Below are 20,508 nucleotides of genomic sequence, written 5' to 3'. Positions count from 1 at the left end.
TTACTGGCCTTCTGCCTGCGTAGGCTCGGGTTGAGCGCTGGCAGCAGCAGCTTCGGCTGCCCGCTCCTGTGCTTCCCGGGCCTTTCGGTTCTTCTGCTCTTTCAGCACGGTGCGCAGCACTGGAATGGTCGTAAAGACAATCATGCCCAGAATAATCCAGTGCAGGTTCTCTTCCACACCAGGCACATTTCCCAGAAAATACCCCGCCGACACCAGCACACTGGCCCACAGAGCCGAACCCACGCCCGTGTAGAAAACAAACTTGCGATAGGGCAGTACGGCCACACCTGCAAAAATCGGAGCAAACGTGCGTATGATGGGCAGCCAGTGTCCCAACATCAGCGCCTTGGCGCCATAGCGCTCGTAGAACTCGCGGGTGGTGTTTACATACTCAGGCTTGAACAGCAGCGACTCTTTCCGGTTGAACACTTTGGGCCCACCCTTGTAGCCAATGTAATACCCCAGCTGATCGCCCAACCAGGCGGCCAGAAAAATCACCAGAAGGGTTACATACAGCGGGTAAGGGAATACACCGGTGGCGGTCAAAAGCCCTGCTGTAAACAGTAACGAGTCACCCGGCAGGAAGAAACCGAACATCAGCCCAGTCTCGGCAAACACCACAGCAAACAGCAGCGCCGGGCCCCCCACGCGAATAATGGTTGCAGGGTGTATCAACTGGGTTATCAGTTCCCAGGCATCGTTCAGCCATTCCATGAGTCAGTGGGGCGGGGGGAGAGTGGAGTGAGGGATATGCAGCGTATGCTGCTGCTGCAATATACCCCTTACCCGCAGCCCCAAAGCGTGGTTCATAATTCTTAACCCACGCTTCAGGGCCGTGTTTTACGCAGTTGGCTCAGCGGCCGCGAACAGCTCGAAGGCTGTTTTTGATGTTCTGTACCAGGGTGTTGTTCACCATCAGGTTACGGAACCCCTCCTTCAACATACTGCGCAGCGACTTCTCTATCTGGTATTGCTCCAGGCAGTACTCGCAGTTGTTTACCATGTCCACAAAGTCTTTTTCTTTGTCCAGATCCAGCTCGCCATCAAGCATTTGCTCAAGCTTCGCGATGATCTGTTCGCATTCCGCGTCCGAATACGGACTCCCCTCTTTGTGCACCCCTACTTTTTTGCTGGGGGCACCCTTGTGTTCCTGCTTGTCGTCAGGTTGCGTCTGTACGTCCATGTGCGCAACGGTTTGGTTGGTCTGTCAATCTGTATGGTTCAGTCGGCGTCATAGCCCATCGATACGGCATAGTCTACCAGCATGTCGCGCAGCATTTTGCGCGCTCGGTGCAGGCGAGACCGTACCGTCCCGATCGGTATGTCGACAATCTTCGCAATCTCTTCGTAGGTAAACTCTTCGATGTCGCAGAGAATGATCACCGCCCGGAAGTCAACCGGAAGTGCGTTGATTGCCTTCGACACCTCGTCTCCTATCATGTCCCGAAACAGCTTCTCGCGCCCGTCAATCGAGTCCGAATACGCAGCCTTACCTGTCTGCAGGTAGGTTTCAGCTTCTTCGTAGTCAATCTTGTTGGGCTCTTTGCTGGCTTTCCGGTAGTTGTTGATGAAGCTGTTCTTCAGAATGCGGAACAGCCAGGCCTTGGCATTGCTGCCCTTTTCATAACTGGCAATGAAACGATAGGCCTTCAGGTAAGTATCCTGTACAAGGTCGTTGGCATCGTCTTCATCGTTGGCCAGGCGAAAAGCAAAGTGATACAGCGACTTAACGTGCGGCATCAGTTCTGCTTCAAACAACTCGTCGTAAGCAGCTTTTATCGCCGGGTCCAACTCAGTCTGGGTCTCACTGCTTTCGGCAGCAGAATCCAGCAGAGTGTTGTCCTCCGGCAGCGGTGTATCGGTTTCTTTCATGGCTGTGGGTATAGCCGCAGGCGTAGGAGGTGCACTGGGGGTTGCCATGAAGATAGGGGGTTGGAAGATTACGACAGTCGGTTACCGATCCATATAGATCGTGTCTATATGACGCTGGCGCTCGCGGGCTCGCTTCAGGAAAACTTCCTGCGCATTCACACGCAAAACGTTCACGTGCTCGGGCAGATGGTAGTTGCCTTCGGCGTCCAGCACCCGTGCTTTCACATTGTCGGAGAACATTACCTCCAATATGTCCAGCAGTTGGGTCTTGAGTGCCTGATCACTGACTGGAAACACAACTTCGATGCGCCTGTTTAAGTTCCGGGGCATCCAGTCGGCCGAGCCACAGTAAACTTCTGTTTCACTGCCAATCTCAAAACAATACACCCGCGAGTGCTCCAGAAAGCGCCCCACTATGCTTTTCACCAGAATGTTCTCGCTCAACCCTGGCACACCCGGCTGCAGGCAGCAGATACCCCGCACCATGCACTCGATCTGCACTCCATGCTGGCTGGCCTTGTACAGGTGCTCTATCATGTCCTCATCTACCAATGAGTTCATGATCAGCCGTACACGGGCATGTTGGCCTGCGGCTTTCGCTTGTTTGGCCCGGTGCAGCAGGTGCAGCAGGTTTTGCCGCATGTTTATCGGGGCCACGAATATCTCGCGCCATTCCTCCTGCTGCGAGTAGCCTGTCAGCATGTTGAACAGCTCCGACACATCCTCGCCAATGGCTTTGTTGCACGTCAACAGCCCAAAGTCGGTGTACAGGGTGGCCGTCTTCTCGTTGTAGTTGCCCGTTGACAGGTGCACATACCGCCGGATGCCGTCTGCTTCCTGCCGCAGTATCATCAGCATTTTGCCATGAATCTTCAGGCCCAGCATGCCGTATACCACGTTTACGCCCACACGTTCCAGCTCGCGGGCCCAGGTGATGTTGGTCTCTTCGTCAAAGCGTGCCTTCAGTTCTATCAGCGCCGTCACCTGCTTGCCGTTCAGCGCAGCTTCACGCAATGCCGCCGCTATGGCGCTGCGGCCCGAGGGGCGGTACAGCGTCTGCTTGATGGCCAACACATGGGGGTCGCGTGCGGCCTCCTCTATCAGCTGCACAATCGGGTGGAAACTGTCGTAAGGATGGTGCAGCAGAATGTCCTGTTGCCGGATAGCATCAAACAGGCTGTCAACAGCCGCCAGGCGTGGGTGCAGGGCAGGGGTAAAGGGCTCGTCCTTCAGGTCCTTCTTGTCTACTGCTCCCAGCAGCATCATGAAGTCGTTCAGCCCCAGGGGCCCCTCGATGGTGTACACGTCCTCCGGCTCCAAATCGAACGCTTCACGCAGGAACACCACCGAGTGGTCTGACATCCGGTCAGAAACTTCCAGCCGGATGATCGAGCCCAGGCGCCGCTTGCGCAGCTCCCGTTCGATCAGCTTCAGCAGGTCGTCGGCTTCCGCTTCCGATATGTCAAGGTCGGCGTTGCGCGTCACCCGAAACTGACTGATACCCACAATTTTCATGTTCGGGAACAGCAGTTCGATGTGTGCCGCGATGATGTCTTCTATCGGCACAAAAACGCAGCGGCCTTCGTGCACGTAGCTGTAGAAGCGCGGCAGCAGGGTAGGCACAGGCACTACGGCTATCTTCTTGGGCTGGCGGCCATTGCCGTTCAATTTCAATTCTACCAGCAGGTTCAGGCCCAGGCCCCGCAGCTTCGGGATGGGGTGGGCAGGGTCTATCGCCAGTGGCGTCAGTATCGGGAACACCTTCTCACGGAAGTATTCCGCAATGGCCTCCTGCCGTGCTTCTGACAGCCTGTCCAGATCGGCCACTGACACGCCTTTGCTCCGCAGCTTGGGCAATATTTCTTCCTGAAGTATGCTCGACTGCCGCTGGATCAATGGGCGCAACCGCTCCGATATCTCCCGCAGCTGTTCCGAGGGCGACATTCCGTCTGGCGTTGGCTCGTGTATCCCTGCGCTGATCTGTTCCTTCAGCCCCGACACCCGAATCATGAAGAACTCGTCCAGGTTCGAGGAAAAAATTGCCAGGAACTTCAGCCGCTCCAGTATCGGATGGCTTTTGTCGTGTGCCTCCTCCAGCACGCGCGCATTAAACTGCAGCCAACTCAACTCACGGTTGAAATAGTGTTTTCGGCCTTTGTGCTTCCCATGAGGGGCATGGCCGTGTGCGTCGTCGCCGTGTTTGTGCGGCATGGTTCAGGCAGTTCTGGGTAGGGTTCGGTCCAAAAGGACGGACAAATTAGCCCCTCGTTGCATGCAACGGCAAGTATATGTGCGCTTTTCACCAACTCATGAGGCTCAGGCACCTGTGCGGTTGTGCACTCTGGGGCGTACTTCGGTATGCACAGCCAACCTGCGCAATAGGTTTCAGCCACCTTCAACCCTCCCGGCAGGACCATTGGGGCCCAGCTCTTCTGGTGCGCTTCGCCAGAATCGTTCTCTTTAGCGCAATCTCCGTCCCTTTCTTGCGGCACTGTAGCGTTTATTAACCGTCACTGCTATCTTTGCACGGCTGTAACCATGCAGCGCCTGAACGTATATGGCACACGACAAGGCAGAGTATCCCAAACCTACCACTGACGAAACCGCAGTGGACTACAGCTTCTCCCCCAGTGAAATCACTGAAATCCAGAAGCATGTGGCCAAGTACCCTGAGAAGCAGTCGGCGGTAATGCCCGCCCTCTGGATTGCACAGGAGAAGTTCGGTGTCCTCTCCACTGGCGCCATTCAGCTGGTTGCCAACACATTGGGTCTTTCCTTCGCCCATGTGTACGGTGTTGCCACCTTCTACACCATGTATCTCAAGCGCGGCGTACCCGCCACGCGCTTTCACCTCATCGAGGTCTGTACCTGCTTTACCTGTGGCGAGTGCGGTGGCCGTGAGGTATACGAGCACGCCCAGAAGGCACTCTCAACCGATGCTGAGGGCATGAGCGCCGACCATAAGTTCTGGCTCCGCGAAGCCGAATGCCTCGGTGCCTGCGACACACCCGCTGCCGTACAGATCGACAACCGCCGCATCTGCTTCAATGTAGATGTCTCCAAGTTCGACCGCATCGTCTCTTCCCTCCGCGAGGGCAAGCAACTGGAATTCGAGTCTGTCAACGCTGTCCCTTCCAAGGCACTCAACAGCTGACTCACCACAAATGATCGCTCAACGGCACCCGCGGCTTTCTTTTAGCACCGGGTGCCGTTTTTCTATGCCCGCCCGCAACCCGTAATCTGTTCCACTTCCCCTCCCGCCAGTCCAACAAACGATGATCCAGGCTCCTGCTGCTGTCCTCATGCTCGCCGATGGTACCCTCTGGCACGGCACCGCCATCGGCGCCCGTGGCACCACTTTCGGCGAAATCTGCTTCAACACCGGCATGTCCGGCTATCAGGAGGTGTTCTCCGATCCCTCCTATGCCGGCCAGGTAATCGTCACCACGCACGTGCACATCGGCAACTACGGCGTCCATGCTCGGGAAGTAGAGAGTAGCCGTATTCAGATTGCCGGCCTCATCTGCCGCTCTTTCTCCGATATCTACTCGCGCCCCGATGCCTCCGGCTCGCTCAACGACTGGTTCCAGCAGCAGGGCATCGTCGGCATTGCCGACATCGACACCCGTGCCCTCGTGCGCCACATCCGCGCCAAGGGTGCCATGAACTGCATCATCTCCAGCGAGATCCTCGAGCCCACCCTCCTCGCCACCAAGCTGGCCGAGTGCCCCGACATGGCCGGCCTCGAGATGTCCAGCGCCATCAGCACCCCACAGGCCTATTTCTACGGCGAGGGCAAGGGCAAAAAGGTCGCCGTCATGGACTTCGGCGTCAAGCGCCACATCCTCGACTGCCTGGCCGCCCGTGGCTGCCAGCTCCAGGTGTTCCCTGCCCGCACCTCCGCCACCGAAGTGCTGGCCTGGAATCCCGATGGCATCATGCTCTCCAATGGCCCCGGCGACCCCGGCGCTATGGATTACGCCGTCGACACCGTACGCCAGCTCCTCGCTTCCGGTAAGCCCGTCTTCGGTATCTGCCTGGGCCACCAGCTGCTGGCCCGCAGCGCCGGTGCCACCACCTTCAAGATGCCCTACGGCCACCGCGGGCTGAACCACCCCGTTCTCAACCTCCAGACAGGCCGCTCCGAAATCACCAGCCAGAACCACGGCTTTGCCGTAGACCGCGCCTCGGCCGAGGCCACTGGCACCATCCGCATCACCCACCTCAACCTGAACGACAACACGGTTGAGGGCCTGCACCTCACCAACTACAACGCCTTCTCGGTGCAGTACCACCCCGAGGCCAACCCCGGTCCCCACGACTCCGCCTACCTCTTCGACGACTTCGTGGCCCGACTCTGACGCCTTTTTTCGTAAACTGCTGGTGTGCAACACGCCGCTGGCTGTCTGCGTTATCTTCTCAATTCCAATTTCTTTTCTCTTTTTCATGATCGTCCAGAACGAAACGGTCGTTTCCCTGAGCTACGAGCTCCGCGCTGGTAGCGCGTCGGCCGAGGTTATTGATGCAGCTTCCACCGCCGAGCCCCTGGTGTTCCTTTACGGCGCTGGCAACCTGCTCCCCAAGTTTGAAGACAACATTGCAGGCATGAAAGTGGGCGATCGCTTCTCCTTCAACCTCACCGCCCTCGACGGCTACGGCGAGGTAGTACCCGAGATGATCGTGGACCTGCCCCGCAACATCTTCACCCGCGACGGCAAGGAAATCGAAGGCCTCCTCGTCATCGGCAACGTAGTGCCCATGCAGGATAGCCACGGCAACATGCTCCAGGGTGTCATCCGCGACATCGGCCTTGAGTCCGTGAAAATCGACTTCAACCACCCCCTCGCTGGCCAGGAGCTCCACTTCTCCGGCGAAATCGTTGCCATCCGCGAGGCAAACGCTGAGGAAATGGCACACGGACACGCCCACGGTCCCGACGGCCATCACCACCACTAAGCCGTCCCACCGACGCAACAGCACACAGCCCCACCTAATCAGGTGGGGCTGTTTCTTTACTGCCACCCCCCAAAACGCAAACAGCCCCGAGCCGGGGCTGCTGTGCTTATGTGAATGATGGGGTAGAGCCCCAGCGGTTTACATGTGCAGGGCGCGCTTCGCTGTTGCGTCCAGCGCTGCTTCCTTGATGGCTTCGGCATACGTCGGGTGTGCCGCTGAGAAAATCGCCAGGTCTTCGGCACTCGCCCGGAACTCCATCGCCACCTTCGCCGAGTCGATCAGGTCGGCCGTGCGCGGACCAATCATGTGCACGCCCAGAATCTCGTCGGTGTCCTTGTGCGCCAGAATCTTCACAAAGCCGTCGATGTCCATGCTGGCGCGGCTGCGGCCCAGGTTGCGGAACTGGAAGGTGCCGCTCTTGTACGGTACACCCGCTGCTTTCAGCTGCTCTTCCGTCTGGCCCACCGCCGATACTTCCGGCCAGGTGTACACCACGCTCGGAATGGTGTTGTAGTTGATGTGCGGGTGCTGGCCAGCCAGGTATTCCGCTACATAGATGCCTTCATCGCTGGCTTTGTGGGCCAGCATCATGCCGCCAATCACATCGCCGATGGCGTAGATGTTCGGTACGTTGGTCTGGAAGTGGCCGTCTACCGGAATAAAGCCGCGCTCGGTCTTCGTTACGCCGGCAGCTTCCAGCCCCAGATTATCGGTGTAGGGGCGGCGGCCTACGGATACCAGACAGTAGTCGGCTTCAAACTTCACTTCCTTGCCGTCTTTGTCCAGCGCCGTCACTTCCACGCTCTCCTTCTTCTTGCCGGTGCGCTTCACCGAGGTCACCTTGTGGTTGAAGTGGAATTCGAAGCCCAGTTGCTTCTTCAGGATGCGCTCCATCTCCTTGCCCAGCGCGCGGTCCATCGTCGGGATGATGCCGTCCATGTATTCCACCACCGTCACCTTGCTGCCCAGGCGGCCATACACGCTGCCCAGTTCCAGGCCAATGACGCCACCACCAATCAGCACCAGATGCTTGGGTATCTCGGTCATTTTCAGTGCTTCTGTGCTGGTGATGATCCGCTCTTTGTCTACTTCGATGCCCGGCAGGTTGCTCGGCTTGCTGCCCGTGGCAATGATGGCCTTCTTGAAGCCGATGGTCTTCTCGCCACCTTCGTTCAGGGCCACCGTCACTTCGGTGTTGCTCTTGAAGGTGCCGTGGCCATACAGCACGTCAATCTTGTTCTTCTTCATCAGGAACTGCACGCCGGCCACCGTCTGGTTCACCACGCCTTCCTTGCGCTTGATCATCTGCGCCAGGTCTACGCGCGGGTTGTCTACCAGAATCCCGTGCTCCTTGAAGGTGTGCGTCGTGTTGTGGAAGTGCTCCGAGCTGTCCAGCAGCGCCTTGCTCGGTATGCAGCCCACGTTCAGGCAGGTACCGCCCAGGGCGTTATAGCGTTCCACAATCGCTGTCTTCATGCCCAGTTGGGCACAACGGATGGCGGCCACGTAGCCTCCGGGGCCACTGCCCACCACCACTACATCATATTGTGCTGTGTCAGCCATGTCTATAGGTTGTTTCAGTCTGTAACAATCTCGGTTGCACCCCGGTGCCCCACTTTTCAGAAGCGCAGCGAAGTCGCTGCGAAGCTAAAGCATTTCCATTCCTGCCGCCATTTATTCTCGCATTCCGTGGGCGCTTCTCGGTCAAAGGGCCCAGCGACTGGCTTCGGCGCCAGTTTGGCATATTAGGCTGTTAAATCCCACAACCCCACCTAAGTAGGCCATGCTGCCACCGCAGGCATATCATACTTGCCAACCTGAGCATTGCTTTTAACGATTCTTTTATCTAAATGGCAATAGTGTACATCTTGTAAGGATTCTTTTGGCCGAAAGTTGTAGTATACTCATACTCCCATTGCTTACCAGCCCAGCCTTCTTTGTCCATTCCTGCATTCCCAATCCTGAACTATGGTTTGTCGCTCTGGTCTTCGCCAAGGGTGGGCATTTGCTTTGTAGCAGGGCCAAAAGCATCGCCGATTTCCCCACTATGTACGTATTCCATCCCTCTCAGCAGAAGCTGGGCCAAGGCCAGCAACTCGCTTGACCTCACCCGCAGTGTCCCGCTGCGTTTCAGTTCATCCATGCCCGTACACCACAAAGCCTGTGGCGTTCGATCTGCTCTGAGTCGCTTTTCCGAAACGCTAACCCTACAACACCTGATATGAAAACTGCCATTCGTGCATTGGCTTTCCTGACGCTCTGTCTCTTTTCCTCCCGATTGTCGGCCCAGTGGCATTTCGGTACAAACATTGGCATTGCCGCTCCCGGCGGCGATATCACAGATGTGTCAACTACTGGCTTGTCCCTCAACCTTAGCCTGATGCATCAGTTCAAACAGACACCCGCCCTTAGTTTGGGTGTCAGAATGCACTACATGGGATATGGCCTACGCGGAGTGGGCGCGTCTATCTTTGGCCCACGGGACATCAGCACCAGTTTCACCGTCACCAGCATCATGATGGCGCTGGAGGCTGGTGTACACAAGGGGCCGGTGCAGCCTTTCATTGGTTTCTCCATGGGGCCTCAGTTCATGTCGTATAGTGTAAAGGTTCTTACCAGCACGCAGTCCTACAGCGATGTTGCCTTTGGCATTGCGCCGCTGTTGGGCTTTCGTTTCAAGGCCACCGAGAGCCTGGCCATCGAGCTGCGCCTCGCCTTCCATCGCCATGGCACCTTCAAGGTGAACGAAGGTGGAGCCAGCATGGAGGCTTCTGCCAGTGGCACAGAAGTAGGCCTGGGCATCCGCTGCCGTCTCTAGGCGTCACCAGGCCTATAAGTCGCTTTTCTTCTAGCAAGGGGGCTGCTTGCCTGCCCCCTGCTGTTTTGTGCTTTCGCATGCATCTACCGTTTCTGGGTGCAAGTCCATCAGGCTGTTTTCTTACTTCCAAATGTCTTTTCGCTCGCTTCTCCTCGCTGGTCTCCTTTTCTTTCAGGCAGGCAGTGTCGCTGCCCAGTGGTCTGTCAGTCCGATGGTGGCATTCGGCAGTGGCAACTGGTCCAGTTCGCGCCCACAGTTTTCCCTTAAAGCCGATTCTCCTTTGCGCAACAAACGGCTCTACGCAGGCTTTCAGGTGGTCGTGTTGCCTACCTACACCAGAATAGCCACCTTCAGAAGCAACGGCATTGTTTACCAGCAGGATGAGCGGCTGTCGGCTTTCAGCATCGCCACTTCCATCGACTATATCCTCGCCGACTGGAAGGTCAAGCCCATTATTGGCGGTGCCATCGGCTTATATGCCACCAGCTTCTCCAGCAGCACAGTCTCGGCATCTTCCCCTGCCAGTTTTACCACTACTGGCCGAACTCTCACAGGAGGCCTCAATCTCTACACCCTGCTTCGGGTTCCCTTCAACCAGCGCTGCGCACTCGATCTTCGAGCGGGTTTCCATGTCTTTGGCCGAACGGCCAGAACCATGGAGGAGGAGAGCGATGCCGAACTCATCCCGGAGTTGGGCGTTGCTTTTCGTGTAACTTTCAGAAACAGCAACAACCGCTAGACGGAATGTCTTCCGCTTTCTGGCCTCCGTTCACTACTGTATGCGTAAGCGTATTTTCTTGGCAGTCATGCTGCTGATGATTTGTACCCGTCTTTCTGCTCAGTGGACTATCGGGGGTGGCTTGGGGCTGGTGTTTCCAGGCGATCAGCTCAAAGAGCATGGTTCGTCTGGCATCGCCCTACATCTGGAGGCCATGAGCCGGCTCAAGCCTTCCTCGCCCATTTCTTTGGGCCTTCAGTCCAACATGCTCTTCTTCGGTTCCACCCAGCCGATTCTCTTCCTCATTGGTATCGGCGACCGATCGTCCTCCTTTTCAGTGTACAATCTCATGGGCGTGGCCGAAGCGGCCGTCCCCAAAGGCAAGATCCGGCCGTATGTCGCAATGGCATTGGGACCCCAGTATTTCCGCAACAAGGTCACTACGGCTGCCGGCAGCACCACCTATTCCGATTGGGCCTTTGGTTTTACACCAGCCATCGGTCTGCGTATGCAGCCCGGCGAGCACTTTGCCTTCGACCTCCTGATGAATTTTCAGCAGAACGGCACCTTCAATTGGCAGGAGGCCGCACGCAGTCGTGAGGCTTATGTGTCCAGTTTCAATCTGGCATTTGGCTGCCGTTACACGCTGAAATAGCCATTAATCCCTTTTGGGTAGCAAGTGCTGCCTCCGGCGCACATTTTGCTGGCCACAAGCCGGTATGGTTCAACCTAACTCACTAACAATGTATCTACGTTCTCTCTGTTTTGTTACGCTGATGTTTGTGGTGGCATTGCCCGCTCGCGCCCAATGGTCGCTTGGCGCTGGGCTTGGAGGGGCTTTCCCAAATGGCAACACGGGCAACATCACAACAAGCGGCGTAGCCTTCACCCTCCAGGCACAATACCAGCTGGCATCGGTCAAAGGCCTCAGTCTGGGCGGCCAGCTGGGCGTAGGGGCACTAGGCACCCGGAAAGGCAACTTCAGGGGGGCGCTCGATGAAAGCCGGCTGAGCATCGTGCCCCTTCTCTTCACTGCCGAGTATGCTTTTCACGACCTTCCCATCGAGCCATACCTTGGCCTTGGACTGGGTCCCGCCTTTGTGTCCTTTAAATACTACGATAACCAGCGCCGCACCTATTCCGCCTCCTCCACCGAGTTTGCAGCTGCACCCATCATGGGTATGCGCTACTGGGTCAATGAACGCATCGGCCTCGATCTTCGTCTTGGCATCTATGTCATGGGCGGCAATGGCACCCTCGATGGCAACGACACCAGCTTCGGCTACACCGACTTGACTTTTGGTGTCAAGGTCAGGCTGTGACAATAGCTACTTCACCCAACAGAAAGGCCCCGCATTGCGGGGCCTTTCTGTTCAGTTACCGTCAGGTTCAGCTTACTTCAGGATGAAGCCGAAGCGCAGACCGGTTACGTAGCTGGTGTTGAAGTCGGTGCTGCCTTTTGCTGCATCGTTGGTCGTAGTGGTGCCGCCAGCAGTGGTCACACTGGTTTCGCGGGGAGAAGCGAACAGCAGTTGCAGGCCAAATTCTACGCCTACAAATACGTTATCGGTGAAGTAGTAGTCGCCACCGACAACGCCCTGCACACCAAAAGCGGTGCGGGCAACACCGTTCAGGTTCTTCTGCTCTACGATTTCACCTGCACCCAGGCCGGCGCGGTCATCTACTTCCCAGCTGTTGCCCTGAATTGAAACCAGCAGGTCGCCACCAACATAGGGCGACAGGCGCTTGGTGCCTTCGAAGTGCTTTTCAATACCCAGTGCCAGGCCAAAGTCGTTGCGGCTGACTTTGCCCACATTGCCACCAATGGTCAGCGGCTCGGAAGAGAAGCCAACACCCAGGGTTACGCGGCCTGCAAGCGTTTCATTGATGAAGTAGCGCCCACGCAGACCACCAATCAGGTTGCCCTGCTGGCCAGTGTTGATGTTGAAGTTGTCGCCGAATACGCTGCCCACTTGGCCTTCTACCACAATCGAGCCTGCGGTTGCTTTTTGAGCGTAGGCGCCAGTAGCGGCCAGAAGCAGTGCTACCACTGCAATTACTTGCTTTTTCATTTAGCTTTTAGTTGAGTTGTCTAACGGCAGGATTCAACTGCCGCCTGCACCCCAGGCAAAATCCAGACCAACTCCAGACCTTTTTCAGTAGCCCTGCCTAACTCCAATATTCTCAACCTCTTTTCTTTTTGTCACTTCCTGACAAAAGGACAACCAATGGCAGAATGACCAAAAAAAGCCCCGACGAGCGGGGCTTGGTGCTTTTGCGGTGTGCGGTTGCTTATTCGGTTACCGCATTCTTCGGCTTGCGGCCACGTTTCTTGCCTGTGTAGGGCTGGCCTGAAGCAGCGCCTGGTTTGCGACCACGCTTCTTGCCTTCAATTACAACACCCAATTCGCGCAGATGCTGCTCGGCGGCTTCCAGGTGTTCCTTCGCCTCCTGATAGCGTTTCAGCGCGCCAGATACCTTGTCAAAATCTTCCGGACGCAGTTTTTTCAGCGAAATGGTATCCATCTGGTCTATTCAGGGTTAAGTGAAATTCTACTGCAAGAATAATTATTTATTCCCAAATCAAAATCTTCTTCGACTTCAATTAGCGAATCGTTGGCTCCAAACCCAACCCCCGAAGTGCTTCCAATACTTCATTTCTTGGCGCTACCAGTACATCCTTGCTGATTAGGGGGATTCTTCTCACTCGGCCATTTTCCTCTGGATAATCCAATGTGAATTTCAGGTGCATGCTCCCTTTTTCCTTCGTCAGGATTCCATACAGGCTGTCGGTAAATCCCGGCGTATTGATCTGGTCAAGCGTAAGGTTCAGTGTTATCTCTTTACACTCCGCCAAAAGTGTGTCCAATAGCTTGATTTCCTGTACTTTAAGTTCGTAGTTTTCCTCATCTTGGCCAAATCTGGGCTGGTATTTCCCTGCGATGAATACACAATTGTTTACCTCAAGATGCCCCTTCCATTTTGCATAATCTTCCTTGAACAGCGTGAATTCCGTTGTACCCGAGTAATCCTCCACCGTGAAGATCCCGAATTTCGTTCCACTCTTCGTCAGCCGCTCACGCGCACCAGTAATGATGCCCCCCACGCGGACACGGTCTTTGCGCGGCGACTGCTTCAATTCCGGTAATTGATTCAGCGGCGTCAGTGAGCTGTTGAACAGGTGCCGGTATGTATCCAACGGATGGCCCGACAGGTAAAAGCCAATCACATCCCGCTCTTTGTTCAGAGTGGTAATCAGAGGCCAACCTTCCCGCATCGGTATCTCCGGCTCCAGCTGCGCTGCCGTGCTCGACGGGCCAGCACCACCACCGAACAGCGAGGTCTGCTGGCTGTTCTTCTCTGCCTGCACCCGCGCCCCGTACTGCACGGCCAGGTCCAGTGTCGAGCTGTCGTCTGGCCGCTGGTCGTCGCCAAAGTATTGCCAGCGTTTCGCCCCGAAGACATCCAGCGCCCCAGCATATACCAGCGATTCCAGCGTCCTTTTGCCGCCCAATACATCCTTCGGCACTCGAGTCGTCAGGTCAAATACGCTCTTGTAGCGCCCATGCTCTATACGCTCCTGAATGATGGCCTCGGCAACAGCTGCCCCAATCCCTTTGATGGCACCCATCCCAAACCGGATGAACTCCTTGCCCTCCGCGTCGGTCCCTACCGAGAACAGCAGTTCCGACTCGTTCACGCACGGTTGCAGCACCTGTAGCCCCATCCGCTTGCACTCCTCTATGAAGAAGCTGATTTTCTCTATGCTGTCCGTGTTGTGGCTCAGCACGGCGGCCATGTATTGCGCCGGATAGTTCGCCTTCAGATACGCTGTCCGGTAGGCCACCAGCGAGTATGCCGCCGAGTGGCTCTTGTTGAAGCCGTAGCTCGCGAACTTCTCCATCGTGTCGAAGATCTCGCCCGCTACTTCCGGTGTCACGCCATTTGTTGTACCTGCCCCTTCCACAAACTTGGCCCGCTCGGCCTCCATCACCTCCTTCTTCTTTTTACCCATCGCACGGCGCAGCAGGTCGGCGCCACCCAGCGTGTAACCGCCGATTACCTTCGCCACCTCCATAATCTGCTCCTGGTACACCATGATGCCATAGGTGTTCGCCAGGATGGGCTCCATCAGTGGGTGCGCGTAGTGAATGTCGGCGCGGCCCTGCTTGCGGTCAATGAACAGCGGAATGTTGTCCATCGGCCCCGGGCGGTACAGGGCGTTCATCGCAATCAGGTCTTCGATGGTCGTCGGCTTCAGCTGCCGCAGATACTTCCGCATCCCGTCAGATTCAAACTGGAACGTCGCCACCGTGTCGCCGTTCTGGTACAGTTCGTAGGTCTTGGGGTCGTCCAGCGGCAGGGTGTCGATGTCTATCTCCACCCCCTTGGTCTTCTTCACCAGCTTCATCGCCGTCTTGATAATCGACAGCGTCCTGAGGCCCAGGAAGTCCATCTTCAGCATCCCGGCCAGTTCGGCGTTCGGCCCGTCAAACTGCGTGGTTACTATCCGGTCGCGGCTGTTGTTGATTGCCACCGGCACATAGTCCGAGATATCTCCCGGCGCGATGATCACCCCAGCCGCGTGGATACCTGTGTGCCGGGCTGTGCCTTCCAGTGTACGCGCATAGCGCATCATCTGCCGCACTTTGGGGTCGGGGCTTTCCAGTGCCTCCTTCAGCCCACCTGCCCCATCCGGATTCTCATCCGCCTTCATGGCCCGCTCAAAGTCCCAGCCCGCACCATCCGGTATGTATTTCGCTATCCGGTTCACCTCCGCCAGCGGTATGTTCAGAACCCGGCCTACGTCACGTATCGCCGTCTTCGCACCCATCGTACCGTAGGTAATGATCTGGCTCACGCTCTGCCGTCCGTACTTCTCCACCACGAAGTTGATCACCGCTTCACGCCCTTCGTCGTCAAAGTCAATGTCAATATCAGGCGGCGACACCCGCTCCGGGTTCAGGAAGCGCTCAAACAGCAGCGAGTACTTCAGCGGATCTATGTCCGTGATGCCAATTACATAGGCTACGACACTCCCCGCCGCCGAACCCCGGCCCGGCCCCACCATTACACCCCGCTTCCGCGCTTCCGTCGTAAACTCCTGGACGATCAGGAAGTAACCCGCGAAGCCCATCTGCTTGATGATCCTCAATTCGGTGTCTATCCGGTCGCTGATGTCGGTAGTCAGTTCGCCATACCGGCTGCGGGCCCGTTCCCAGGTTATCGCTGCCAGGTAGGCGTCCATGTCGTTGTTGAACTCCGCCGGCACCTGGTAAATCGGCAGGATCAGTTCGCCCTTCAGGTTCAGGTCAAAGCTGCATTTGTCAGCCAGCGCCACCGTGTTCTCCAGCGCCGGCAGCTGGTCGTGAAACAGGGCCGCCATCTCGTCTACTGTCTTGAAGTAGAACGAATTGTTCAACTGGCCGTTGTCGCCCGTAAACCGGAAGCGGCTGGGGTCGTTGTAGTCGGCACCTGTCTGCAGGGCTAGCAGCAGGTCGTGCGCCTCGCTGTCCTCCTGGTTCACATAGTGCACGTCGTTGGTGGCGATTACTGGCACATTGTACTGCTTCGCCCATTCCAGCAGCACGGCGTTGCAGCGGTCCTGGTCTTTCAGGCCGTGCCGCTGTATCTCTACGTAATAGTCTTCGCCAAAGAGGTTCAGGTACCACCGGAACAGCGTCTCGGCCTCTTCCAGCTTCCCCGCCATAATCTTCTGGTTCACCTCGCTGGCCAGGCAGCAGGTAGTCGCCACCAGTCCCTCATGATACTGCTCCAGCAGCTTCTTGTCTATCCGCGGCTTGTAGTAGTAGCCGTCCGTGTAGCTGATGCTCGAAAGCTTGCAGAGGTTGCGGTAGCCCGTCTCATTCTTCGCGAACAGAATCTGGTGAAACGTCCCCTTCTCCCCGTTCGAGTCCCTTCCCGACCGTGGCGTCCGGTCCAGGTGGTTCTCGCACAGGTAGAACTCCGACCCGATGATTGGCTTGATGCCCTTCTTCCGTGCCGTCAGCACAAACTTGGGTACCCCGTACATGTTCCCGTGGTCGCTGATGCCGATGGCATGCATGCCGCATGAACACGCCTTGTCGATCATGTCCCCAATCTTGGCTGCGCCGTCCAGCAGCGAGAATTCCGTATGGTTGTGCAGGTGGATGTACTGCATGGCTGCTTTCCTGTGTGAACCGTAAAGTTCGCCACTTCCCGCCCGCAAGGCTACCCTGCCGGGCTACTTACTGTTCACCCGTTACCCACACAATACAGGTGTGGGGGTGCACACTACTTTAAACCACTCACTTACAATAAAACACCCGCCGTTTCGGTTATCCCTCTCCAATACGTACTATGAAGAGTGTATGTGTCTTCTGCGGCAGCCGTCCCGGCAAGCGCCCGCAGTACCTCGAAGCGGCAGCAGAAATCGGCCGCGAATTCGCCCAGCGCAACATCGATGTCGTTTTCGGTGGCGGTGGTCTCGGCCTCATGGGGGCCGTAGCCAAGGCAGGCCTTGAGAATGGCCGCAACGTCCTCGGCATTCAGCCGCAGTTTCTCGAAGACCGCGAGCTGTCTTACAAAGGCCTCACCGAGCTCATCGTCGTGCCAAACATGCACGTACGCAAGCGCACCATGTACGAGAAGTCCGACGGCTTCCTCATCATCCCCGGCGGCATCGGCACCCTCGACGAACTCTTCGAGGTCTTCACCTGGGTACAGCTCGGTCTGCATGCCAAGCCCATCGGCATCTATAACGTAGAAGGCTACTACGACCTCCTCCTCGCTTTCCTTGACCACTGCGTCGCCGAGGGCTTCCTTACCCAGGAGTCGCGCAACCTCCTCATTGTCGACAACAACCTGCCCCGCCTGCTCGATTCCATGGCCACCCACGAGGCCCAGCAGCGCACCGCCTACCTCACCTCCACCAGCCAGACCTAGTGGTCTGTGCCGTGGAATGACAGCACAAACAAAAACCGCCACCCTTCCCGGTGGCGGTTTTTGTTTGGCTCTCTGTCAAGAAACCTTAAGGTCTGTTTCTTATAACAGCAGGTGCGACGGGTAGTCCGCAGCTTTGCTGCTCATTCCTACGTCATGTACCGATTACTTTCTCTCTTCCTCTTGGCTGGCCTTCTGCTGGCAGGCTGTTCCAAAGACGATGCCCCTGCGCCAGTTGCCCCTAAGATCAGGTACCTTCTCTGGACAAGTCTTGATTCAAATGTTGTGTATCGATTGAACCTCGATACCAAATTGCCTTCACGGATTTATGGCCCTGAACATGGCCTTACCAATGTAGTAGACGTGCTGGTAGACCCCACCACCAATAAGATCATCATTAACGATTTCGGCGATCAGGTGCAGATTGGTTCTGCCAATGGCTCTTCCCCACTTGAAATTGTAACAAGTCCGGACGGCAATCAACTTTACCCTGTTGGAATTGCATTGGCAGGAAAAGGCCAGCTTGTAATTGCGGATGAACATAGTAATGGACGACTGGTTCTCTTAAACCTGCGAACCGGTGCTAAAGACACATTGTTTACAGGATACGATCAAAATCTAGGAGTTTTGGTTGATACACTATCTGGGGATGTTTTTTTTGGTGATCGTACAAACATCTATCACGCCAAGCTCGACAGAAGTGTAAAGCCACATGTTATTCTGACTGGACATTCTTTCTTGAGCCCGGTAATTAACTATGCCAATGGGCGCATCTATTTCAATTCTTCAATGTTGAGAGAAATTTGGTCTGTGGCTAAAGACGGTAGCTCACCTCAGCGAATTTTTAAAATGGCGGAAATTGGAGGCTTGGCACTTGACTATAAGAGTCAGCGACTCTATCTGACCATAGATGATTCCCCAGCTCCAATCTATCATTTTAACTTGGATGGTACCGGCTTGGATTCCATTCCTGCTTTTCCTCATCATCCCGCTAATTCTCAAGGAGCATTCTTTTATGAAGGCCGCTGAAAAGTATTAGCGATGGTTTGCTTCCATCTCCCCCCTGACCGCCACTCTCAACCAGTGGCGGTTTTTCTTTTTCTTCTGTGAAGAAATCTTAAGGTCCGTTTCTTATAACAGCTTGTACGGCAGGTCCTGCTCAGCTTTGCACGACAGCCCTCGGTATTATGAACAGACTACTTTCTATATCTCTTCTGGCCGCCGTCCTGCTCATTACAGCCTGCTCCAAGGACGAAACCCCTGCACCAGACAAAACCCCTGCCCCCACGCAGCAGGAGTGGTTCCTGTATTATGGAAACATGGATTCCAACAAGGTCTTCCGTTATTCGCCCTCGCTGAAACTAAGCAAGGCACTTTTCAATGCCATTAGTGGAGAAATCCTCGTCTCAATTGAGCCTGGAACCCAGCAGATAATTTATGGGAGATGGAGTAGTAGTGTTTATGCAAAACAATTGGCATCACCTACTGCCGCTGGCACACTCATTACAGATGTTCTGGCGAGGAGTATGCAGGCTAAGTCCTATGCCCCGGCAGGCCGTAGCCGAATGGCATTTCTCCAGGGCGAAAATAGCCCGATTTTGCAACACATGTTGCTCGTCAACTTTGCTACTGGCACTAAAGACACACTTTTCACTGGATATCCCAACCACTGGGGCCTTGCCATTGATACCGTACGCAACATGGCTTACTGGGGTGCCAGTAATAAGATATACAAAGCTCCTCTCGATAAATCTGCTCGCCCAGTTATCATTTATACAGGCATTCTGATTTCGCAGATTGCTTTTGACTACAAAAACAATGAAGTCGTCTTCGGAGACAATGACGACCATGCCATTTACCGAATGGCGACTGATGGTACAAATCTGCGCAAACTCGCTACTGCTAGAAATGTAGGAGGCGTTGTAATCAATCCGGCCGACAACCGAATCTATTTCAGCAGCGAGGCAACAACCAATAGATACCGTATCTACCACGTGGCAGAAACAGGCGGGACAATTGATTCCATCCCTGGTCCTTTGATGAACTCAAACGCAATACAGATGGCCTTCCACCTCTCGAACAAGTGATCCATTCTGTACGGACAGGAATCTACCGCCATACTCACCCTGTGGCGGTTTTTGTTTCACCAAACTATCAAAAAATCTTAAGGTCCATTTCTTATAACAGGTTTTAGGATAGGTAGCCTGCAGCTTTGTTATTCATACCCTACACCATGAACAGACTTCTAATACTCTCTCTTCTGGCTGGCCTGCTGCTGGCAGCCTGCTCCAAAGACGACGCCCCAGCACCTGTTAAGAAGGAGAGCTACCTCTACTACGGAAACATAGATTCCAACAAGGTCTTCCGTTATGCACCCGAACAAAAAGAGATCAAAGCGCTTTTCGATGCCGTTGGCGGGGAAATCCTGGTTTCAGTTGAGCCGCTGACCCAACAGATTGTTTACGGTCAGTGGAGTGATGAGGCACATCGGAAGTCAATTTCCACACCTACGGCTACGGGTACTGCTGTTACAGATTTCCTTTCACGGCAGCTCCATGCAAAATCATATGCCCCAGTCGGCAGGGGTAGAATGGCTTTCCTTCAGGCTGAAAACGCTCCACTCCTGAGCCACATCCTCCTCGTAAATTTTGTTACGGGCACCAAGGATACCCTCTTCTCGGGTTATCCCAACCACTGGGGGCTTGCTGTCGATACCGTTCGCAACATTGCTTACTGGGGTAATAAGAACAAACTCTACAAGGCTCCGCTCGACAAATCTGCTCCTCCATCCGTCATCTACACAGGAGATTGGATTTCACAGATCGCTTTTGACTACAAAAACAATGAGATCATTTTCGGCGACAACGATGCACATGCCATCTATCGTTTGAAAACAGATGGTACAAACCGTCGTAAACTCGCAAATGCTGAAAATGTAGGAGGCGTTGCCATCAACCCTGTTGACAACCGCGTCTACTTCTGTAGTTCCATCGCCAGTGGTCATTATCGTATCTATCACGTTGCTGAAACCGGAGGTGCGGTTGATTCCATTCCCGGCCTTACGATGAGTGATTACGCAACACAGATGACCTTCCATCTGAAACAGTAAGCGTACTCCACATCTTCCTCCAACCGCCACCCTTCTCGGTGGCGGTTTTTGTTTCACCAAACTATCAAAAAATCTTAAGGTCCATTTCTTATAACGGGTTTTAGGATAGGT

General features: G+C 55.3%; 20 protein-coding genes. 11 read left to right on the top strand and 9 right to left on the bottom strand.

Annotated elements, in window-relative coordinates; all coding sequences use genetic code 11:
- The 4 genes from AC2D8O_RS01830 to ppk1 form a co-directional block, all read right to left on the bottom strand.
- Positions 1-714 (bottom strand): DedA family protein, encoded by a 714-nt coding sequence (locus AC2D8O_RS01830; protein ID WP_484677071.1) that lies wholly within the window; start codon positions 712-714, stop codon positions 1-3.
- Positions 715-853: 139 nt separating this feature from the next.
- Positions 854-1,183 carry a hypothetical protein gene (locus tag AC2D8O_RS01825; protein ID WP_484677070.1) on the bottom strand — a complete coding sequence of 110 codons (330 nt, stop codon included), beginning with the start codon at positions 1,181-1,183 and terminating at the stop codon, positions 854-856.
- A 38-nt stretch (positions 1,184-1,221) separates the two neighbouring features.
- Complete coding sequence (locus AC2D8O_RS01820) at positions 1,222-1,920, bottom strand: sigma-70 family RNA polymerase sigma factor (protein ID WP_484677069.1); 699 nt, start codon at positions 1,918-1,920, stop codon at positions 1,222-1,224.
- 33 nt (positions 1,921-1,953) lie between these two features.
- Positions 1,954-4,083 carry a polyphosphate kinase 1 gene (gene ppk1 / locus AC2D8O_RS01815; protein WP_484677068.1) on the bottom strand — a complete coding sequence of 710 codons (2,130 nt, stop codon included), beginning with the start codon at positions 4,081-4,083 and terminating at the stop codon, positions 1,954-1,956.
- Positions 4,084-4,429: 346 nt separating this feature from the next.
- On the opposite strand from ppk1, the gene AC2D8O_RS01810 reads away from it, so the two are divergent.
- The 3 genes from AC2D8O_RS01810 (at position 4,430) to AC2D8O_RS01800 (ending at position 6,828) form a co-directional block, all read left to right on the top strand.
- Positions 4,430-5,026 (top strand): NADH-quinone oxidoreductase subunit NuoE family protein, encoded by a 597-nt coding sequence (locus AC2D8O_RS01810; protein WP_484677067.1) that lies wholly within the window; start codon positions 4,430-4,432, stop codon positions 5,024-5,026.
- Between the two features lie 121 nt (positions 5,027-5,147).
- Positions 5,148-6,233, top strand: coding sequence for a glutamine-hydrolyzing carbamoyl-phosphate synthase small subunit (carA, locus tag AC2D8O_RS01805; protein ID WP_484677066.1), 1,086 nt, complete (start codon positions 5,148-5,150; stop codon positions 6,231-6,233).
- A gap of 85 nt (positions 6,234-6,318) precedes the next feature.
- On the top strand, positions 6,319-6,828 hold the full coding sequence (locus AC2D8O_RS01800) for an FKBP-type peptidyl-prolyl cis-trans isomerase (protein ID WP_484677065.1): 510 nt from the start codon (positions 6,319-6,321) through the stop codon (positions 6,826-6,828).
- Between the two features lie 138 nt (positions 6,829-6,966).
- On the opposite strand, the gene lpdA is transcribed toward AC2D8O_RS01800, so the two are convergent.
- Both lpdA and AC2D8O_RS01790 read right to left on the bottom strand, forming a co-directional pair.
- A complete protein-coding gene (gene lpdA, locus AC2D8O_RS01795; RefSeq protein ID WP_484677064.1) occupies positions 6,967-8,391 on the bottom strand; it encodes a dihydrolipoyl dehydrogenase in 1,425 nt (474 codons plus the stop codon).
- Positions 8,392-8,794: 403 nt separating this feature from the next.
- Positions 8,795-8,971, bottom strand: a complete 177-nt coding sequence (locus tag AC2D8O_RS01790) for a hypothetical protein (RefSeq protein ID WP_484677063.1) — start codon at positions 8,969-8,971, stop codon at positions 8,795-8,797.
- 78 nt (positions 8,972-9,049) lie between these two features.
- On the opposite strand from AC2D8O_RS01790, the gene AC2D8O_RS01785 reads away from it, so the two are divergent.
- The 4 genes from AC2D8O_RS01785 (at position 9,050) to AC2D8O_RS01770 (ending at position 11,686) form a co-directional block, all read left to right on the top strand.
- Positions 9,050-9,646: a hypothetical protein gene (locus AC2D8O_RS01785; protein WP_484677062.1), complete on the top strand. Its 597-nt coding sequence runs from the start codon at positions 9,050-9,052 to the stop codon at positions 9,644-9,646.
- A gap of 130 nt (positions 9,647-9,776) precedes the next feature.
- Complete coding sequence (locus AC2D8O_RS01780) at positions 9,777-10,385, top strand: hypothetical protein (RefSeq protein ID WP_484677061.1); 609 nt, start codon at positions 9,777-9,779, stop codon at positions 10,383-10,385.
- 67 nt (positions 10,386-10,452) lie between these two features.
- Positions 10,453-11,019, top strand: coding sequence for a hypothetical protein (locus AC2D8O_RS01775; protein WP_484677060.1), 567 nt, complete (start codon positions 10,453-10,455; stop codon positions 11,017-11,019).
- Between the two features lie 88 nt (positions 11,020-11,107).
- Positions 11,108-11,686, top strand: a complete 579-nt coding sequence (locus AC2D8O_RS01770) for an outer membrane protein (protein ID WP_484677059.1) — start codon at positions 11,108-11,110, stop codon at positions 11,684-11,686.
- Between the two features lie 72 nt (positions 11,687-11,758).
- On the opposite strand, the gene AC2D8O_RS01765 is transcribed toward AC2D8O_RS01770, so the two are convergent.
- The 3 genes from AC2D8O_RS01765 to dnaE all read right to left on the bottom strand — a co-directional run bounded on the left by AC2D8O_RS01765 (position 11,759) and on the right by dnaE (position 16,527).
- The gene (locus tag AC2D8O_RS01765) at positions 11,759-12,436 is read right to left on the bottom strand and encodes a hypothetical protein (RefSeq protein WP_484677058.1); all 678 of its coding nucleotides are present in this window, start codon (positions 12,434-12,436) and stop codon (positions 11,759-11,761) included.
- Between the two features lie 220 nt (positions 12,437-12,656).
- Positions 12,657-12,890: a hypothetical protein gene (locus AC2D8O_RS01760; protein ID WP_484677057.1), complete on the bottom strand. Its 234-nt coding sequence runs from the start codon at positions 12,888-12,890 to the stop codon at positions 12,657-12,659.
- A 79-nt stretch (positions 12,891-12,969) separates the two neighbouring features.
- Positions 12,970-16,527: a DNA polymerase III subunit alpha gene (gene dnaE / locus AC2D8O_RS01755; protein ID WP_484677056.1), complete on the bottom strand. Its 3,558-nt coding sequence runs from the start codon at positions 16,525-16,527 to the stop codon at positions 12,970-12,972.
- A 179-nt stretch (positions 16,528-16,706) separates the two neighbouring features.
- Here dnaE and AC2D8O_RS01750 point away from each other — a divergent pair, with 179 nt between their 5' ends.
- The 4 genes from AC2D8O_RS01750 (at position 16,707) to AC2D8O_RS01735 (ending at position 20,397) form a co-directional block, all read left to right on the top strand.
- Positions 16,707-17,291 (top strand): LOG family protein, encoded by a 585-nt coding sequence (locus AC2D8O_RS01750; RefSeq protein WP_484677055.1) that lies wholly within the window; start codon positions 16,707-16,709, stop codon positions 17,289-17,291.
- A 153-nt stretch (positions 17,292-17,444) separates the two neighbouring features.
- Complete coding sequence (locus AC2D8O_RS01745; RefSeq protein ID WP_484677054.1) at positions 17,445-18,317, top strand: SMP-30/gluconolactonase/LRE family protein; 873 nt, start codon at positions 17,445-17,447, stop codon at positions 18,315-18,317.
- 158 nt (positions 18,318-18,475) lie between these two features.
- Positions 18,476-19,375, top strand: coding sequence for a YncE family protein (locus AC2D8O_RS01740; protein WP_484677053.1), 900 nt, complete (start codon positions 18,476-18,478; stop codon positions 19,373-19,375).
- Between the two features lie 146 nt (positions 19,376-19,521).
- A complete protein-coding gene (locus AC2D8O_RS01735; protein WP_484677052.1) occupies positions 19,522-20,397 on the top strand; it encodes a TolB-like translocation protein in 876 nt (291 codons plus the stop codon).
- Positions 20,398-20,508 lie beyond the last annotated feature (111 nt).

The sequence above is a fragment of the Pontibacter sp. T17 genome (assembly GCF_057219875.1).
Note: the sequence above shows the minus strand (reverse complement) of the source record. Positions and strands in the feature narration are given on the sequence as shown.

Bases quoted from the DNA above. Each gene is read 5' to 3' on its own strand.
- AC2D8O_RS01830 (WP_484677071.1), bottom strand. From the start codon at position 714: ATGGAATGGCTGAACGATGCCTGGGAACTGATAACCCAGTTGATACAC.
- AC2D8O_RS01825 (WP_484677070.1), bottom strand. From the start codon at position 1,183: ATGGACGTACAGACGCAACCTGACGACAAGCAGGAACACAAGGGTGCC.
- AC2D8O_RS01820 (WP_484677069.1), bottom strand. From the start codon at position 1,920: ATGGCAACCCCCAGTGCACCTCCTACGCCTGCGGCTATACCCACAGCC.
- ppk1 (WP_484677068.1), bottom strand. From the start codon at position 4,083: ATGCCGCACAAACACGGCGACGACGCACACGGCCATGCCCCTCATGGG.
- AC2D8O_RS01810 (WP_484677067.1), top strand. From the start codon at position 4,430: ATGGCACACGACAAGGCAGAGTATCCCAAACCTACCACTGACGAAACC.
- carA (WP_484677066.1), top strand. From the start codon at position 5,148: ATGATCCAGGCTCCTGCTGCTGTCCTCATGCTCGCCGATGGTACCCTC.
- AC2D8O_RS01800 (WP_484677065.1), top strand. From the start codon at position 6,319: ATGATCGTCCAGAACGAAACGGTCGTTTCCCTGAGCTACGAGCTCCGC.
- lpdA (WP_484677064.1), bottom strand. From the start codon at position 8,391: ATGGCTGACACAGCACAATATGATGTAGTGGTGGTGGGCAGTGGCCCC.
- AC2D8O_RS01790 (WP_484677063.1), bottom strand. From the start codon at position 8,971: ATGGATGAACTGAAACGCAGCGGGACACTGCGGGTGAGGTCAAGCGAG.
- AC2D8O_RS01785 (WP_484677062.1), top strand. From the start codon at position 9,050: ATGAAAACTGCCATTCGTGCATTGGCTTTCCTGACGCTCTGTCTCTTT.
- AC2D8O_RS01780 (WP_484677061.1), top strand. From the start codon at position 9,777: ATGTCTTTTCGCTCGCTTCTCCTCGCTGGTCTCCTTTTCTTTCAGGCA.
- AC2D8O_RS01775 (WP_484677060.1), top strand. From the start codon at position 10,453: ATGCTGCTGATGATTTGTACCCGTCTTTCTGCTCAGTGGACTATCGGG.
- AC2D8O_RS01770 (WP_484677059.1), top strand. From the start codon at position 11,108: ATGTATCTACGTTCTCTCTGTTTTGTTACGCTGATGTTTGTGGTGGCA.
- AC2D8O_RS01765 (WP_484677058.1), bottom strand. From the start codon at position 12,436: ATGAAAAAGCAAGTAATTGCAGTGGTAGCACTGCTTCTGGCCGCTACT.
- AC2D8O_RS01760 (WP_484677057.1), bottom strand. From the start codon at position 12,890: ATGGATACCATTTCGCTGAAAAAACTGCGTCCGGAAGATTTTGACAAG.
- dnaE (WP_484677056.1), bottom strand. From the start codon at position 16,527: ATGCAGTACATCCACCTGCACAACCATACGGAATTCTCGCTGCTGGAC.
- AC2D8O_RS01750 (WP_484677055.1), top strand. From the start codon at position 16,707: ATGAAGAGTGTATGTGTCTTCTGCGGCAGCCGTCCCGGCAAGCGCCCG.
- AC2D8O_RS01745 (WP_484677054.1), top strand. From the start codon at position 17,445: ATGTACCGATTACTTTCTCTCTTCCTCTTGGCTGGCCTTCTGCTGGCA.
- AC2D8O_RS01740 (WP_484677053.1), top strand. From the start codon at position 18,476: ATGAACAGACTACTTTCTATATCTCTTCTGGCCGCCGTCCTGCTCATT.
- AC2D8O_RS01735 (WP_484677052.1), top strand. From the start codon at position 19,522: ATGAACAGACTTCTAATACTCTCTCTTCTGGCTGGCCTGCTGCTGGCA.